Here is a 14,637-nt window from a genome sequence, read left to right as displayed (position 1 = left end):
CTCGGCAGCGGTCGCCGGCGGGGCGGCGGCCGGCAACTCGGCCGTGTACCCGGCCTTCTCCACCTCCGCCACCAACAACTCCGGCGCGATCCCGTCCGGGAACGTCACCCGCGCCTTCTCCGTCGCGTAATTGACCGTCGCCGTCACACCGTCCAGCTTGTTCAGCTTGCGCTCGATCCGATTCGCGCAAGACGCGCACGTCATGCCGCCGATGGAGAGCTCGACCGCGTTCTGCCGGTCACCGGTGACCTGGGACATCACCGTTCACCTTCCTCTCGTTCAGTGGCTGTGGTCGTGGGTCGCGGAGGGGGCGTGCCCGTCCGACAGGGTGGCCGTGGCGGTGAAGCTCGCCGTACGGACCTTGCCCTCATGCTTGAAGTCGAGGAACAGCCGGTAGTCGCCGCGGCTGGGCGCCTCCGCGTAGAACGTGATCTCGGGGCCCGACTTCTCGCTCTCCTCCGGATGCACGTGCAGGTACGCGAGGTCGCCTGCCCGCAGGGCCACCAGATGACCGTACGCCCCAAGGTAGGGCTCCAGGTCGGTGACGGGCTCTCCGTCCTTGCTGACCGTCAGCGTGAGCTTGCTCGACCGGCCAGGGACCAGGTCGCCGGCCAGGTTGACCGTGTAGTCGTCCACCGCCGCCGTACGGCTGACGTGGGGCAGCGGCTCGGGCCGGTAGTCGCCCGCGGCCTGCAGATCGGCGCCGAGCGTGAGCTTCTCGCCGCCCGTGGGGGCGAAGTCGGCGAACGCCCGGTACGCGCCCGCCTTGGGTACCGTCAGCTTGACCGACCAGGTGCCGTCGGCCGCCATCTCGGGGTGCAGGTGCTGGAAGCTCGTCAGGTCGCGGGAGGCCACGATGAAGTGCAGCTTCTTGTCGTGCTCGACCTGGTAGCCGGTGACCGGCTTGCCGTCGGGGCCGATCACGGTGAACTTGAAGTCGGTGGGAACGCCGGTCGTGATCGAGGTGATCGGGTTGAGTGTGTAGCCGTCCTGCGACACTTGGAGCCCCCCGGGGGTATGGCTGGTCTGCTGCTCTGATTGCTGATGCTGCTGCTCGGGCCGGCCGTCACCCGCATGGGCCTCAGGCTGGCTGTGTCCAGGAAGGGCCGCATGGGCCTCGGGCGGGGCCACGACCGGACTCGCCGAGGTCGGGCCCACCACCTTGCCCACGCCCAGGGCGCCACCGAAGACGACGGCCAGGCCGAGGGCGTACGAGCCGAGCTTGGCGGCCGTGTTCATGACCGATCCGCCAGTTCGTATCCGGCCTCCTCGACCGCCGCGGCGATCTTCGCGCGGTCGACGGGCCCTTCGCTGCCGACGGTCAGCAGGCCGGTGGCCAGGTCCACCTCGACGTTCGTGACGCCGCCGACCTCACTGACCTCCTCCTTGACGGAGCTCACGCAGTGGCCGCAGGTCATGCCGTTGACGGTGTAGGTGGCGGTGGTGGTGCTGCTCATCGCTGTCTCCCTGTGGCTGTGCCGCGCGCTTCGCACTGCTGTCTCCAGTCTCTGCCTCGAGTCTAACACCGTACCCCCCTAGGGTATGAGAACGCGATTCTCATGAGATTCGGGTCACGTTTCTCTCGTCTCCTCTGGATACGGATGACGCGCCCCTCCCGGCGCGCCGCCACCCTTTCCACTTCCCGTACCCCCTGGGGGTATCCGCAACGTAATATACCCCCACGGGGTACGTCAACTCCGGCTCAACGCCCTCCACCCTCCTCCCGGCATGGGCCCGGGCTCGTGCGCATCCAGGCTGGATATTTGGCATGATCGAGCTGTTGTCCCAGATGGGCCACACATTCGGCCCATCTGGTCTGTGCACAACACAGGGACCGCAGCCATACCTTGCTAGGCTGCTTGTCAACCGTTGGGTCTCACCCCGGCAGGTGAGACCGTCGAAGAAGTGGGGTCACACCGTGAAGAAGCTGCTCGTTCTGGCGCTGATCGCCCTCGGGGGGTTGCTGATCTGGCGTAAGGTGCAGGCCGACCGCGCAGAGCTCGATCTCTGGACCGAGGCGACCGGTAGCGAGAACTAACCGACCGGCGAGGCGATGAGTGACGTCGTCCCCATCAAGCTGGCGTGCCTGGACCTGGCAGGTACCACAGTCGGTGACATCGCCATGGTCGAGCGCGCCTTCGCCGAGGCGATCGCGACCCAGGGCATAGTGCCCGGGACCGGAGCGTACGCGCGTGCCATGGTTCACGTGCACCGGTCCCGGGGCTGCCCCAAGATCGATGTCTTCCGTGGGATCTTTCCCGGCAACGAGGCCCAGGCCCAGGCGGCGAACCTGACGTTCGAGCGCTCCTACGAGGGAGCGCTGGAGCGGGCAGGTCTCGTCCCCATACCCGGAGTCCTGGAGGTCCTCGACAAGCTCCGCGGCACCGGCATCAAGCTTGCCCTGATCACCGGCTTCAGCCGCACCACCCTGAGCCGTGTCCTGAGCGTCCTGGGCTGGCACGACAAGATCGACCTGGCCATCTCCCCCGAAGACGCCGGCGGCCGCGGCCGCCCCTGGCCCGACATGGTCCTCCACGCCGTACTCCGGCTGGGGGTCCCCGACGTACGCCAGGTGGCCGTCATCGGTGACTCGGAGAGCGACATGCTCTGCGGGAAGCGGGCGGGGGCCTCGATCGTGGCCGGCGTCATGACGGGCGTTCACAGCAGAGAACGCCTCCTGAAGGGCGGCGCCACCCACATCCTCGACTCGATCGCCGACTTCCCGAACCTGATTCTGAGCGATGACCTTGGTACGACGCAGGTAGCTTCCTCCGCCCGGTAAGCTATCTTCGTCGAAGGGGCCTTAGCTCAGTTGGCAGAGCGCCTGCTTTGCAAGCAGGAAGTCAGGAGTTCGAATCTCCTAGGCTCCACCATGAAGGGCGCGGGTAGGTGGGCCACAGCTCACCCACCCGCTGCCCATCTGGGTGCTTGCCCCTCGTGACCCGCCCCGAGCGGTCCTCGCTATCGCTCGGGCTGTCTTCCCCGAGCGCGCCTCCGGCGCGCAAGAAGGTCTTCGCGGTGGGCGCTTCGCGCATGGGACTTCAGCCGTTTCCTCCAGTCGAGCCAGAGCCTCGACCCCTGCGGGCCTTCGCTCCGCTCAGACGTTTTTCTGGGGAGACGCAGGCTGCGCCTGCGCTTAAAGGGCATGGGTGGCGTTGTTCTTCCCACGGGATCCGCGGTTCGGGCGTATCAGTTGGTAACTCGGGCCGGCACGGCTGAGGCCCTGGCCGGGCGACGCCCGCAGATTCAGCGACTTGTTCTCGTGGGGGATGCCGACCAGGACCGCGATGCAGCCCACCAGCGGGATGACACCGAGCTGGAGTCCTCTCCGTTCACGCGCTGGTTCACTGCGGACGGGTTACCGGGACAACGGCGAGCAGGTGATCAAGGCCTTTGAAGGCTTTGGGATTACAGGTGTACAGGGGAAGCTGATTTGCGATCGCCACACAGGCAATCATCAGGTCTGCAGTGCGGGGGCGTGGTTTGCGTCCTGAGGCGATCACGGCCGTCCACAGCTGGCCGTACTCGCGGGCTGCGGTGTCGTCGAAGGGGAGTGGGTCGAATTCGGCTTCGGCGGTCTGCAGGATCTTCATTCGCTGGGCGAGTTCCTGTGGCCCTCTCGCCACCAAGACGCCGACCGAGAGCTCTGCGGTGGTGATGGCACTGATCATCATCTCATCGGGGAGTTCGTCGGGATCGATGCCCGCGCGCAGAATGAGGATGTTGGTGTCGAGCAGTCCTAGGACGTCGGTCATCCCTCGTCCTCAGCGAATTCGCCTCTACCGTAGGCGCGATCGTAAGGATCGTAGAGATCGTCCTTGACGTGGCGGTCCATGTCCTCGCGATATTTGTGGTCATCTAGTCGTGGCATGCCACGCGACACGGCGGCGAACTCAGCGCGTGACACGGCCCGGCGCCGACGGCGGAGAGGGACTAGATCGCCGATGTGATGGCCATTACGGGTAACGGCGTACCGCTCCCCGCGTTCCAGGCCATCCATGATCTCCGCTGACCGATTGCGCAGGTCGCGTTGAGAGATCTCATGGGAGCGGTCAGGCTCAGGAGTGCTCACATCGGAAGTCTACCGGGCGGTGCTATTTGGTGCTACATGGTGGCACTCGTGGTGCGGTCAATCCTGCATGGCACTCGTGATGCGAGCGACCACTTCCCTGGGCGCGGCCGCCGTGACCAGGCCTGGCACGCGGACCTACACCAAAGAACCAACGCGTGAGGTCATCCTAGGGAGCCGTCGTCGTGAGCTCGATGGCATCGAAGTCAGCACGGGTGATCTCGTGGACTGCGACAGGTTGTCCATGCGCAGGTACGACGGTTTCAATCCCGAACCGCATACCGAGCTTGTCCATGACTCGCTTTGAGCGAAGATTGTCGACATGCCGGATGCTGACGACACGATCGAGGCCACAGTCGATGAACCCGAATCGGAGCAGCGCTCCAGCGGCCTCCGTGGCGTAGCCGGCACCCCAATGCTGGCGAGTCAGACGCCACCCGATCTCCACCGCAGGAAGAATCTCGGGAAGAAAGGTCGGCACAGTCAGTGCCACCCACCCGGCGAACCGTCCAGTCTCCCGCACGATCACGGAAAGCATCCCGAAGCCACGCTCTTCCCATTCCTGTTGAGCGCGGGCGATCCCAGCCGCAGTTCGATCGCGGTCCAGAGGCAACGTCGACCCATCGCCGATGTAGCGCATGACCTCCGGATCTGCGTTCATCGTGGCGAGCGGATCGATATCGTCTTCGTTTGGGCTACGCAGGACAAGCCGCTCGGTCGTCAATGAGATCATCAGCCGATTCTCTCAGGCTGGTGTGGTGAACACTGGGGCGGAGGAGGGCGGATCGTGATGGGGTATGTGCGTTGGAAGGACGTTCGTGCCAAGCATGTCGAACGTGCCGGCGGTGAGGAGGCCATCGAGGCGGGCAAGAAGGAACTCCTCGCCAAGGTGCGAGGGCATCGGCTTGCTGAGATTCGCCGGAGTCGCGGGCTGACCCAGCAAGCCCTCGCGCAGCGCATGGGGGTCACCAAGGGCCGCATTTCGCAGATCGAGCAAGGCAAAATTTCCGGGCAGGACGTGCTTGCCCAGTACGCCACTGCTCTGGGCGGCCGGCTCCACCAATCGATCTACTTCGACGACGGTGACATCGCTGCCATCGCTTGAGGCGGAGCGAGACCGTATGTCGGTTTCCCAAGGCCCGAAGACTCTCCGCCGGTGAGGCGCAGGTGGTCCTCTCACGCCGTCTGCGCCGAGCGGTCCGAGCGCAAGCAGTTGCTGCCTTCTACGCGCACGCTCATCGGCGGCCCCAGCGCGCGGCACGGGCGTTGGCGGCGGAAGATCGTGGCGCCCGGCCCGGCTGGCTCGTCATCAGCTCGCCTGTGCAGGTTCTACGAGGTCACGGGAGAGGGCGCGAAGGTCGGGCAGCCGGAGGGTCCGGCCGCCGCTTCCAGGTAGTGGAACGTGGAGAAGCTCCGTCCAGCCGGTGGGAATGGCCGAAGGCCCGTACACGGCTCCTGCCAGGCCGCCCGTGACTGCGGCGACGGTGTCGGTGTCTCCGCCCAGGTCGATGGCGGCGCGGACGGCGCTCTCGTAGCTGCAGGTGGTGCGCAGGGCCCAGACGGCTGAGCCGAGGCAGGGCCAGACGGCTCCGTTGAACTCGGTGGCCTGGCTGGGATGCCATGTGGGGTCGAGGACGGTGGCGTAGCGCCGGCGGTGGTCGGGATGGACGGCGGCGAGGGTCTGGGCCAGGTCGTCCAAGGGGTTGGTGCCGTTCAGGGTGACACGGATCAGGTCGTGGAAGATCGCGGTGCCTTCCCATGCCGCCGGGTCGCCGTGGGTGAGGGCGGTGATGCGCCGGGCGGCTTCCATGGTGGCCTGGCGGCCGTCGCGGGCGAAGTACACCGCTGACGGGGTGGCGCGCATCAGGGCGCCGTTTCCCGCGGCTCGGTGGCTGGTCCGGTAATGGGCGGTGGCGGCCTGGTCCCAGGGCAGGCCGCGGGTCAGTACGTCTTCGGTCTGCAGGCCGATGTCCTTGGGTTCGTCGGCCGCCCATTGCTGGAAGCGGGCGAAGATGTCCGGCAGGTCCAGGCCGCCGCGTTCGAGCAGTGATTCGGCTATGTGGACGGCCATCTGCGTGTCGTCGGTGGCCTCTCCGGCGTCCCAGCCGCCGCCTCCTGCCATCTCGCCGCCGGCGCCCGGCACCGGGAAGCGGGAGGAGAACGCGCCTGCTGGGCCGAACTCGAACGGAGCTCCCAGCGCGTCGCCCACGGCCGAGCCGACGACCGCGCCGATGGCACGCTGCACAGGATTCACCCCAGCAGGCTAGAAGTTCGGCAGCGAGATGGGCGACGTTGCTCTGCTTGTTCGCGAGCAGCGAGCAGCGAGCAGCGAGCAGAACGTGTCAGGCGCTTCGCGAGAGAGAGCACTTCGCCGTCCAGCAAGGAGGGTAAGGCAGTCGGGATGCTGCCGCGGGTTCGCGCTCGGGGGTTCGGAGTATGCGCCGTACGGTGTCGGTGACCTCGCGTCCTACAGCTCGGCGGACAGCTTGAACGAGCGGGACTTCACCTCGTCAGAGACACCACCGCACACTCCCATGCCCGCCCGCCGTTTCCAGGGGAAGCTCCGCCTGGGTTTCGTCCGCGTACCTGATGACCGCTTTGCGTACCCCGGCCCCCCGCGAACCCCCGACGAGGGCGTTGTCGCCGGCCGACCTTGAAGACCCCACGTCATGCCAAATCGAAGGCGGGCTTCCAGGGGGTGAAGATGCCGCCGCCGTTCCCGATCGCGGCCTTGCGGGAGAGCAGGCGGAACGCGTACGTGAAGGACCTGCCCTCCAGGACGGCGCTCATGGCCCAGTGAGTTCCTCACGTGTCCGCAGCAGGGGCATGGTCTCAGTCCCGCTCGAAGTGCGGGAAGCCACGGAGCCAGCGTGGGACGGGGCGAAGGCAAGGGTGTCCGCGGGGGCATCGGATGGTACGCGTGGGGGTGTCGGTCCTGCGGGTTCGCTTCCCCTGTTCGACGGTTTTCTGTCCGCTGACTCTCTGGCCGCCGATTCCACGCCGTTGCGGACTTGCGACGTGGGTGCGCTGCTCGACGGCTGTGGCGGGCCTGCGGACCGGGGCTTGCCGGACGTCCTTCTTCCGCGAGACGAACCGCTTCGGCCGGGTAGCCGGTCGAGAAGGCTCCGACGTGACAGGCGACGCCTGTGCCACCGGTAGGGAAGGAACGCGGGAGACGGCGGACGCGGGCTCGGTGGTGGTGGGTCGTGACTGGAGGACGGGCGCGGAGAGGGCGGTGCGTGCGTGGACGGCGGGCGGGCGGTCTCGGTGGAGGGCTTGGCCGGCGGAGTAGCCGAGACCGGCGCTGACCCCCACGGCCACGGCGAACGCGACCACGATGCCGATCGGCTTGGCGGCTCGCCGGGGGTCGGACGGTGCACTACGGATATGCGCGGACGGTGGACAATCACACATCTTCGCCCCCGAGATCTTGAGCTCCTCGCGGAGTGATCACTAAGTGCTGTTGATGCGTGCGTTTCCGTGCACGTCCCACATCAACCCTGCCTTGAACAGGTCCATACGGAACACACGACAGCCACCCCACCACGACAAAAACAGGTGGATCTTGCGGTCGGCGGTTGCCTAGATTGAGCGTCGACCCCTACGTGAGGACTTCGCGCGCATGACGCCGCCTGCTCTCTAGACCTGACCCTTCTCAGCGCATCCGTCACCGCCGACGGCAACGACAGCAACGCCGTCGGCGCTGTTTTCCGTGCTCTTCGTCAGGTCTTCAAGAGATCAGGTCTTCAAGAGAGATCATGTCTTCACATCCTCATATCGCGCTGCCCTGGGTGGTGCGGCGCACCCGCATGCCCCTGCTCACCCTCCGGTGCGTGGACTGCCCTTCCGAGCGCGCCACCATCGGCGACGGCAAGTTCCGCGTCAACTGCAACGGCAAACTGCTCGGCATCTGGCTGCTGGTCAACTGCGCTTCCTGCGGCAGGACCAGCAAGCTCAGCGTTCACGACCGGGTCCCGGTCCGGTCACTGCCCGCCGGGCGGCTGGCCGGGTACTGGGCCGATTCGCCGTCCCTCGTCGAGGACACGCTCTTCGACCCGCTGTTCGCGCGCCGCAACCGGTTCGCGCTCGACTGGGAGGGGCGCTGGGAACTGCATGCGCCTCCGGTTCCGGAGGATTCATGCGTCACAGTCGCGGTCACCTTCGACGATCCCGTGCCCGTCCGGCCAGAATGGCTCATCGCGCACGGGCTGGGAATCAGCCGCGGTGAAATCGCCCGGAGAGTCAGGACAGATGTTCCGATCAACCGCAGGACGAAGCAGGGTTTCTCGTTCGTCCTGATGGAGCCGGTGTCATAGGAGGGTGCCGGGAAGGTGTTCCGTTCTGAGGTCGACGACCAGGCTCCGGCGGTTGAGGAGCAGGCGTACAGGAGAAAGGAGCAACTCATCGACACCTCAGCCGCCGGATGAATTCAGACCATGCGTACCAGGCGTTCAAGGGCACGGGCGGGTGGGCGAGAACCCACCCACCCGTCGGCACGCGACAATGAGTCACGGCTTCAACGCGATGGCATGCACGGCCTCTTCGAGTTTCTCCAACCCTCGACTGAAAACCTCAGCCTGATGCAAGGTCGCCCACACCTGTGCCGTGGCCACGTCGCCCTTCTGCAGCGCCTTGCGAGCTTCGGTCTCGTAGTCGGTCTTCCCGATCGGCTCCATCGGCTCCTCCTCGTGGCTGACGTACGAACCACTGCCCCGAGGAGGCCGGAAGTTCACCCGCATGGATCGTGAAGACGAATCGGGGGATCGCCGAACCAGTGGTGTTCCGATGGAGACGCCTGAAAGGCCGGCATGCATGACAGCTCCCCCGAAAGATTCGGCGCCTCCCGGCGAGGACACCGATGCGCAGGTGATCGAGGCGTCGCGACGCGATCCGGACCGCTTCGGCGCCGTCTTCGACCGTTACTTCGCGGCCATTCACCGCTTCGTCCACCTGCGTCTGGGCGAGTCGGCGGCGGACGATCTCGCCGCGGAGACCTTTCTGCGCGCCTTCCGCAGCCGTGACCGGTTCGATCTCACCTGCCGCAGTGCCCGTCCCTGGTTGTACGGCATCGCCGCCAACCTGGTCGCCGAGCATCATCGCGCCGAGGCTCGCCGGTATCGGGCGCTGGCCAGGAGCGCCGGCACGGTGGAGATCGCCAGTCACGACGAACGGGTGGTGCAGCGGGTCTCGGCGGCGGTCATGCAGCCGCGGCTGGCGGCGGGCCTGGCCCGGCTCTCGGCCGGGGACAGGGACGTCCTGCTGCTGGTCGCCTGCGCCCAGCTCAGCTACGACGAGGTGGCCGAGGCTCTCGGCATACCGCAGGGAACGGTGGGATCGCGTCTCAACCGCGCCCGCAGGAAGCTCCGCAAGATCATCGGGCCCGCCGGGGAGGCGTTGTGACGAACGAACTCGAAGCGATCAGGGACCACTACGACAGCCTGCCGGAGCCCACGCCCGAGGCGGTCGCGCGCGCACGGGCCATGCTCAGCACCCAAGCCGCGGTGACCACGGAGATGGCACCGGCCCGGCGTCCTCTCGCGAGGCGGTGGGCGGTGCGGGTCGGTGTGGCGGTGGGGCTGGCGGCGGCGGTGACGGCGGGGCTGGTGCTGGTGCGCGCCGGCGACGACCCCGTTCCGTTCGGGACGACTCCGGCCAGCGCCGCCGAGCTGCTCCGGCATGCCGCCTCGGCCGCGGCACGGGAGGAGGTACGGCCAGGTCCGGGACAATTCGTCTACGTCGAGCAGAAGGATGTCACGTTCGCCTCCGGCTCCCAGGGCGAGTACAACCAGGACGTACATCGGGAGGTGTGGATGCCGGGCGGGGACGCGGACAAGGCGCTGACGCGCTCGACGTATGGACAGATCAAGGTCATCGGCGGCGGGCGGCCCGAGCACGTGCAGGCTCCGGGAACGGTGGAGTACCAGCGTGCGGGACAGTGCCGGGAGAGCCCGCTGAGCAGGCCGGTCCCGGCCGACGGCCTTCCCGCCGAGCCTGACCGGCTGCTGGCGAAGATCCAGCGGGACGCGGAGACGTTCGTCCAAGCGGACCAGCGCAGGCGAGGAGAGACGAACCTCAGCCAGAACGAGATTCACATGCGGGTGCAGAAGGTCATCGGCAGCACGTTGCTGAGACTGGCGCAGAACCCGCTGACCTCCGCCACGACCAGGGCGACGGTCTTCGGTGCGATGTCGAAGATGCCGACGGTGACCGTCGTCCCTGAGCTCACGGACCCTGCCGGGCGGCGCGGGGTGGGCGCGTCGATCAAGTTCGATAGCCCTGGCGGGTGGGAGCGCGGGGAGCTGATCTTCGAGCCGACGACCTACCGGTTCCTCGGCTACCGGAGCTGGATCGGGACGCAGGAGGGGGGACGGATCAGGGAGATTCCCGGTGGCAGTACGGCGGTGCTGTCGGTGAAGGTCGTCGACTCCATGCCGGAGGTGCCGAAGGACGCCGGGAAGCCGTTGTTCTGCTGACCTGGGCCTGCTCGTCACGGGCTCTCGGGACAAGCCCGTGACGAGCTGAGGCGGCGTAGGTCGGCATGGTGGTCAGGCGGCGTCGAGGGCCTCGGTGATCTTGCGGGCCATCTCCGCCAGGGTGGGGCTGTTCTGCTGCTGGACGCCGGCCTCGATGGCGACCAGGACGGTCCGGCGGAAGTTCCCGGCCTCGGCCGCGTCCTGCTGCTTGAGCAGGCTCATGGACGCGGTCAGCGCCGGCAGCACCTGGTCGGCGAGGTCGGCGGTGCTCTTGCCGTACTTGATGCCCTTGGGCGCCTTGGCCAGCACGTGCCCGACCAGGCCGGTCGCGGAGGTCAGAGCGATGGAGCCCTGCGTGGCGACCTTGTGGGCCGAGCCTGCGGCGCCGGCGGCGGACATCAGCGAGACGGCGCCCCAGGCGGCGGTGCGGAGGGTGAGCTTGTTCTGGTCGGTGAGGGTGATCGACATGGTGGCGGTGCTCCTTCGAAGCGGTTGCGAACTTTCGATGTCCCAACTTTCGCCGACCGCCCTGATACCGAGCCGTCGCCGTCCTGACGCGCCTGCTGACAGCGCCTCAGCCGGTGTAGGGGTCCTGTCCTGAACGGATCCGGCCGGCCATGGACTTGAGCGCGTCCAGCGCCGTCAGGTAGGTCATCGGGCCGAACGAGACGCGCGCCACGCCGAGCGCGGCCAGTCTGCCCAGGTCCATGCCGGGCAGGCAGGTGACGTTGACCGGCCCGGGGATGGCCTTGACCAGCTCGGCCACCACCTCCTCCGAGGGCGCCATGATGGGGAAGACACAGTCGGCGCCGGCCTCCAGATAGCGGCGGCCCCGCTCGGCCACCTCTTCCACCGATGGGGAACCGGTCAGGAACAGGTCGACCCGGGCGTTGATCACCAGGTCGGGGCTCGCCGCCCGCAGTGCCGCGATGCGGGCGGCCTGGGTGTCCGTGTCGAGGAGGCTGCCCGCGCGGTGGTCGATCTCCTCGATGTTGAAGCCGGCCGCGCCGATGGTGGTCAGCCGTTCGACGAGCTCTTCCGGGGGCAGGCCGTAGCCGCTTTCGGCGTCCACGGTCACCGGGACGTCCGCCGCTCGGATGATCTTGGCGGCGATGTCCAGCATCTCGTCGACGGGGGCGCCCTCGTGGTCGTCGTACCCCAGCATGGCGGCGATGGACGCGCTGGCGGTCGCCAGGGCGGGGTAACCGGCCTCGGCCACGATGGTGGCGGAGGCGACGTCCCAGACGTTGGGGAGGATCAGGGGGGTGCCGGGCTTGTGCAGGTCGCGGAGCAGGGTCGTGTTTGTCATGGGTGGTTCCTTGTCGTCCGTGGTGGTTGGTTCCACTGGTACGACGAGGGACGGCCTCCCTTCGTGACAGGAGCCGCCTGGTGAAGTCAGTAGCTGTCGCTCCAGCGGTACCAGGGGCCTTGGACGTGTTCGAAGGTCGAGGCGACCGCCGGCTCGGAGTCGTCGATCGGCGCGCGTTCGGGGCTCCAGACGTAACCGTAGGGGTCCACGCTCGGCCCGTTCTCGCTCACGTCGTCCTCCGGACCGATCGTCCGGGCGAACCGCTCCATCTCGGTCAAAGAGCGCATGACGCGCTGCTTGGTGCCGAACCCGCAGGACGTGAGCAGCAAGGTCAGTGCGACGCAGGCAGTCGTCAGCGATCTCATGTCCCGATTGTCGCCCTGATCAATGGCGCGATCAGCCCATATGCGAATCTCTACGCCATGCACATCAGACCCGGCACCAAGGACGACGCCGAGCAGATCGCCGAGCTGCACACTCGTAGCTGGCTGACCGCCTACGCCGAGATCATGCCCGCCAGCTACCTGAACGCCTCCCTGCTCGACGAGCGCAAGGCCATGTGGCGCACCCGGCTGGCCGCCGAGACCGCGGAGCCGGATCATGCCCGCTGCGCGCTCGTCGCCGTCGAGGGCGGCGCCGTCGTGGGGTTCGCTTATCTCGCCGTGCAGGGCGACGGGCGGGTCCTGCTCGACAACCTGCACGTCCAGCCGGAGCGCAAGCAGTCGGGCATCGGGAGGCGGCTGGTGTGCCACGCTTTCGGCTGGGCCGCCGAGTGGCATCCTGGCAGGACGGTCTACCTGGAGGTGTTGCGCGACAACGCCGCCGCGATCGGGTTCTACCGGCGTCTCGGCGGTCAGCCGACCAGGGAGTTCGTGGAACGGTTCCCGGCTGGGTTCGAGCTGCCTGTGGTCGAGTACGCGTGGGGCCCGTCCTCGTCCAGGGTGATCGACTGGCCTCCTGAGAGCGTTTCAGGTGATCAGCTCGGCTAGCGCGGCCATCTCCGCCGGGGGATCGACCACCGGATGGATGACGACCTCGTCGATCCCGGCCTGTTCCAGGACGGCGAGGCGGGTGAGGTGACGCCGATGCCGAGTCTGATGCTGCTGGTGGCCTTCGCGCATGAGGTGAGCGCCATGAAGGGGTCGCCGTGCAGCATCGGGGTGTCGTAGACCCAGAAGCTGCGCAAGCCCAGCGCCTCCGCCCGCGCGGCGAGCTCTTCGACGCCGGGTCGTGCCGCGACCACGATTCCTGTGCGCATGACGCCTCCTGAGAAATCGATATCCGACCGCCCGCGTCAGCGGCACATACCCGCGGCATACCGCCGCCTCCAAGAATGTGATCGCAGACCTACGGGAGGAAACATCATGAAGATCCTGCGTAATCTGGCCGTCGTCGCGGCCATGGGCGTGGCCGCGACGGTCACGGCGGCGCCGGCGATGGCGTCCGCCGCCGAGGGGTACCTCGTCACGCGCTGCGCGAACGGCGGTTACAGCATCGAGGTCCGGGTCCGCTACCTCACGACCGGCACCAATCACGTCTTTAACCAGGTGTCCTGGAAGATCACCGGCAACGTCGGCAGCCAGAACACCGTCCGCTACCACTTCATCCAGGACGCCACCCCGGACACGGTGTTCAAGGTCATCAACTACACGGGTGGCAAAACCGGCACGCGGAACATCTCGGTGACGAGGCCGAAGCCGCACCAGGTGTATGTGAAGCTCGGCGCCCGGTTCGACACGAGCGCCTCCAGCGACCCGGGCTGCACGTCCCAGACCCGCGGCATCTAGCGCGGACCGGATCGGGGCGGGGAATGTCGGTGCCGCAGGGCATGCTGGCTGTCTCGCATCCCCCCCGCGACACGAAGGAACGTCCGTTGGCCCACCTGCTCCGCCACCTCGAAGAAGAGCTCTACGTGCAGGACGGCCTCTGCGTCCACGGCGGCATCGAGTGCCCGCAGTTCCGCGACGAGGAGCTTGAGGACGGCTACTACACCGTCGCCATCCGCCTGGAGGCATGGGACGCGGAGCCACCGCACCCCGGCCCCGGCTGGCGGCCCACCGGGCAGCGGGAGTTCACGGCCGAGACCGGCGTGATCCGGCTGGGCGTGACGGACGACACGGGCCAGGACTTCCTGATCGGCCCGCCCCTCTTCGCCTACGGAGTGACTGCCCACGTCGGCGACCAGGACGCCGGCCGATGGCTGCTCCGGTTCTGGCCGGTCCGCGATGTCTTCGACCCCATCGTTCACCTGAAGCCGAGGGACGCGGCAGAGCCCCGCCGCGTGCCCGTTCCCGTGACGACGGCCGGGCAGTGGGCGCCGATGCGGCGGGAAGCGTTACGACCCCCGGAGTGGGCGTGGTTTCTCGGCGGCGACGCGGGCTCGATCGCCGGCGCGTTGAACCCCGGCAACGCGTCCACCTTCCGGATCCCGGACGACGAGGTCGATCTGCGGGGGAAGGGCGCGGGCGGCACCTACCGGATGTGGCGCTGGGAATGGGAGACGGCCGACGGTCGGCCGCACGACGGCAACCTGCTGGCGGGGAGGATCGTGCACCTGCGCGACCCCCACGGCTCCCGCCTGCTGGCCTCGGGTGTCGTGACCATGCTCGGGATGGAGGGGCGGCACTACGTCGTCCGCGACGCCGAGCCGCACGAGGCCGCGCGGGTGCTGTGCTCGGAAGAGACGTGGTCGGGCGCCGAGCCGACCCGGCCGGGCGCCGAGGAGGCCTGGCTGGGCTGAGGGAGGGGCGAGGCGACCTGGGGAGGCTCGCGGGTCGAGTGGCGGG

General features: G+C 67.8%; 22 protein-coding genes and 1 tRNA gene. 10 read left to right on the top strand and 13 right to left on the bottom strand.

Features of this window, described 5'->3' with window-relative positions; all coding sequences use genetic code 11:
* From FXF51_RS52865 to FXF51_RS52855, 3 genes are all read right to left on the bottom strand, one after another.
* The coding region (locus FXF51_RS52865) for a cation transporter (RefSeq protein ID WP_148442437.1) at positions 1-258 on the bottom strand (258 nt) is incomplete at its 3' end.
* A 21-nt stretch (positions 259-279) separates the two neighbouring features.
* On the bottom strand, positions 280-1,239 hold the full coding sequence (locus FXF51_RS52860) for a hypothetical protein (protein ID WP_148442436.1): 960 nt from the start codon (positions 1,237-1,239) through the stop codon (positions 280-282).
* The gene (locus FXF51_RS52855) at positions 1,236-1,457 is read right to left on the bottom strand and encodes a heavy-metal-associated domain-containing protein (RefSeq protein ID WP_148442435.1); all 222 of its coding nucleotides are present in this window, start codon (positions 1,455-1,457) and stop codon (positions 1,236-1,238) included. Before FXF51_RS52855 ends, FXF51_RS52860 begins: the two co-directional genes overlap by 4 nt.
* A 461-nt stretch (positions 1,458-1,918) precedes the next feature.
* On the opposite strand from FXF51_RS52855, the gene FXF51_RS62235 reads away from it, so the two are divergent.
* The 3 genes from FXF51_RS62235 to FXF51_RS52845 all read left to right on the top strand — a co-directional run bounded on the left by FXF51_RS62235 (position 1,919) and on the right by FXF51_RS52845 (position 2,873).
* Complete coding sequence (locus FXF51_RS62235) at positions 1,919-2,038, top strand: DLW-39 family protein (protein ID WP_020542320.1); 120 nt, start codon at positions 1,919-1,921, stop codon at positions 2,036-2,038.
* Positions 2,039-2,053: 15 nt separating this feature from the next.
* A complete protein-coding gene (locus FXF51_RS52850; protein ID WP_148442434.1) occupies positions 2,054-2,782 on the top strand; it encodes an HAD-IA family hydrolase in 729 nt (242 codons plus the stop codon).
* A gap of 15 nt (positions 2,783-2,797) precedes the next feature.
* A tRNA-Ala gene (locus tag FXF51_RS52845) sits at positions 2,798-2,873 on the top strand.
* 471 nt (positions 2,874-3,344) lie between these two features.
* On the opposite strand, the gene FXF51_RS52840 is transcribed toward FXF51_RS52845, so the two are convergent.
* The 3 genes from FXF51_RS52840 to FXF51_RS52830 all read right to left on the bottom strand — a co-directional run bounded on the left by FXF51_RS52840 (position 3,345) and on the right by FXF51_RS52830 (position 4,802).
* On the bottom strand, positions 3,345-3,755 hold the full coding sequence (locus FXF51_RS52840) for a type II toxin-antitoxin system VapC family toxin (RefSeq protein WP_148442433.1): 411 nt from the start codon (positions 3,753-3,755) through the stop codon (positions 3,345-3,347).
* The gene (locus FXF51_RS52835) at positions 3,752-4,072 is read right to left on the bottom strand and encodes a type II toxin-antitoxin system Phd/YefM family antitoxin (protein WP_148442432.1); all 321 of its coding nucleotides are present in this window, start codon (positions 4,070-4,072) and stop codon (positions 3,752-3,754) included. The genes FXF51_RS52840 and FXF51_RS52835 overlap by 4 nt, the downstream gene beginning before the upstream one ends.
* A 166-nt stretch (positions 4,073-4,238) precedes the next feature.
* On the bottom strand, positions 4,239-4,802 hold the full coding sequence (locus FXF51_RS52830; RefSeq protein WP_148442431.1) for a GNAT family N-acetyltransferase: 564 nt from the start codon (positions 4,800-4,802) through the stop codon (positions 4,239-4,241).
* 57 nt (positions 4,803-4,859) lie between these two features.
* On the opposite strand from FXF51_RS52830, the gene FXF51_RS52825 reads away from it, so the two are divergent.
* The gene (locus FXF51_RS52825) at positions 4,860-5,174 is read left to right on the top strand and encodes a helix-turn-helix domain-containing protein (RefSeq protein ID WP_222871868.1); all 315 of its coding nucleotides are present in this window, start codon (positions 4,860-4,862) and stop codon (positions 5,172-5,174) included.
* Between the two features lie 204 nt (positions 5,175-5,378).
* Here FXF51_RS52825 and FXF51_RS52820 read toward each other — a convergent pair whose 3' ends face one another.
* Positions 5,379-6,323, bottom strand: coding sequence for an ADP-ribosylglycohydrolase family protein (locus tag FXF51_RS52820; protein WP_148442429.1), 945 nt, complete (start codon positions 6,321-6,323; stop codon positions 5,379-5,381).
* 413 nt (positions 6,324-6,736) lie between these two features.
* Positions 6,737-6,859, bottom strand: a complete 123-nt coding sequence (locus tag FXF51_RS63280; protein WP_262380463.1) for a hypothetical protein — start codon at positions 6,857-6,859, stop codon at positions 6,737-6,739.
* A 968-nt stretch (positions 6,860-7,827) separates the two neighbouring features.
* Between FXF51_RS63280 and FXF51_RS52815 the strand changes: the two genes are divergently transcribed.
* On the top strand, positions 7,828-8,385 hold the full coding sequence (locus FXF51_RS52815) for a DUF1062 domain-containing protein (protein ID WP_148442428.1): 558 nt from the start codon (positions 7,828-7,830) through the stop codon (positions 8,383-8,385).
* A 192-nt stretch (positions 8,386-8,577) separates the two neighbouring features.
* Here the strand turns inward: FXF51_RS52815 and FXF51_RS61450 are convergent, their stop codons facing one another.
* Entirely contained in the window at positions 8,578-8,745 is a 168-nt protein-coding gene (locus FXF51_RS61450; protein ID WP_187415051.1) for a hypothetical protein, read from the bottom strand.
* A gap of 136 nt (positions 8,746-8,881) precedes the next feature.
* Between FXF51_RS61450 and FXF51_RS52810 the strand changes: the two genes are divergently transcribed.
* Positions 8,882-9,469: an RNA polymerase sigma factor gene (locus FXF51_RS52810; RefSeq protein ID WP_148442427.1), complete on the top strand. Its 588-nt coding sequence runs from the start codon at positions 8,882-8,884 to the stop codon at positions 9,467-9,469.
* Entirely contained in the window at positions 9,466-10,542 is a 1,077-nt protein-coding gene (locus FXF51_RS52805; RefSeq protein ID WP_148442426.1) for a CU044_5270 family protein, read from the top strand. The genes FXF51_RS52810 and FXF51_RS52805 overlap by 4 nt, the downstream gene beginning before the upstream one ends.
* Positions 10,543-10,614: 72 nt before the next feature.
* Here the strand turns inward: FXF51_RS52805 and FXF51_RS52800 are convergent, their stop codons facing one another.
* The 3 genes from FXF51_RS52800 to FXF51_RS52790 all read right to left on the bottom strand — a co-directional run bounded on the left by FXF51_RS52800 (position 10,615) and on the right by FXF51_RS52790 (position 12,216).
* Positions 10,615-11,010 (bottom strand): hypothetical protein, encoded by a 396-nt coding sequence (locus FXF51_RS52800; RefSeq protein WP_148442425.1) that lies wholly within the window; start codon positions 11,008-11,010, stop codon positions 10,615-10,617.
* Between the two features lie 106 nt (positions 11,011-11,116).
* Positions 11,117-11,851, bottom strand: coding sequence for an isocitrate lyase/phosphoenolpyruvate mutase family protein (locus tag FXF51_RS52795; RefSeq protein WP_148442424.1), 735 nt, complete (start codon positions 11,849-11,851; stop codon positions 11,117-11,119).
* Positions 11,852-11,937: 86 nt separating this feature from the next.
* Positions 11,938-12,216, bottom strand: coding sequence for a hypothetical protein (locus FXF51_RS52790; protein ID WP_148442423.1), 279 nt, complete (start codon positions 12,214-12,216; stop codon positions 11,938-11,940).
* Between the two features lie 57 nt (positions 12,217-12,273).
* Here FXF51_RS52790 and FXF51_RS52785 point away from each other — a divergent pair, with 57 nt between their 5' ends.
* Positions 12,274-12,840: a GNAT family N-acetyltransferase gene (locus tag FXF51_RS52785; protein ID WP_148442422.1), complete on the top strand. Its 567-nt coding sequence runs from the start codon at positions 12,274-12,276 to the stop codon at positions 12,838-12,840.
* Here FXF51_RS52785 and FXF51_RS52780 read toward each other — a convergent pair.
* Positions 12,837-13,109, bottom strand: a complete 273-nt coding sequence (locus tag FXF51_RS52780; RefSeq protein ID WP_222871865.1) for an LLM class flavin-dependent oxidoreductase — start codon at positions 13,107-13,109, stop codon at positions 12,837-12,839. The genes FXF51_RS52785 and FXF51_RS52780 overlap by 4 nt on opposite strands.
* A gap of 106 nt (positions 13,110-13,215) precedes the next feature.
* Between FXF51_RS52780 and FXF51_RS52775 the strand changes: the two genes are divergently transcribed.
* Both FXF51_RS52775 and FXF51_RS52770 read left to right on the top strand, forming a co-directional pair.
* Positions 13,216-13,638, top strand: coding sequence for a hypothetical protein (locus FXF51_RS52775; protein ID WP_148442421.1), 423 nt, complete (start codon positions 13,216-13,218; stop codon positions 13,636-13,638).
* An 86-nt stretch (positions 13,639-13,724) separates the two neighbouring features.
* A complete protein-coding gene (locus tag FXF51_RS52770; protein WP_148442420.1) occupies positions 13,725-14,591 on the top strand; it encodes a hypothetical protein in 867 nt (288 codons plus the stop codon).
* Positions 14,592-14,637: the final 46 nt, after the last annotated feature.

Origin of the sequence: Nonomuraea sp. PA05 (assembly GCF_008086045.1) — a bacterium.
Taxonomy (GTDB): Bacteria; Actinomycetota; Actinomycetes; order Streptosporangiales; family Streptosporangiaceae; genus Nonomuraea; species Nonomuraea monospora.
Note: the sequence above shows the minus strand (reverse complement) of the source record. Positions and strands in the feature narration are given on the sequence as shown.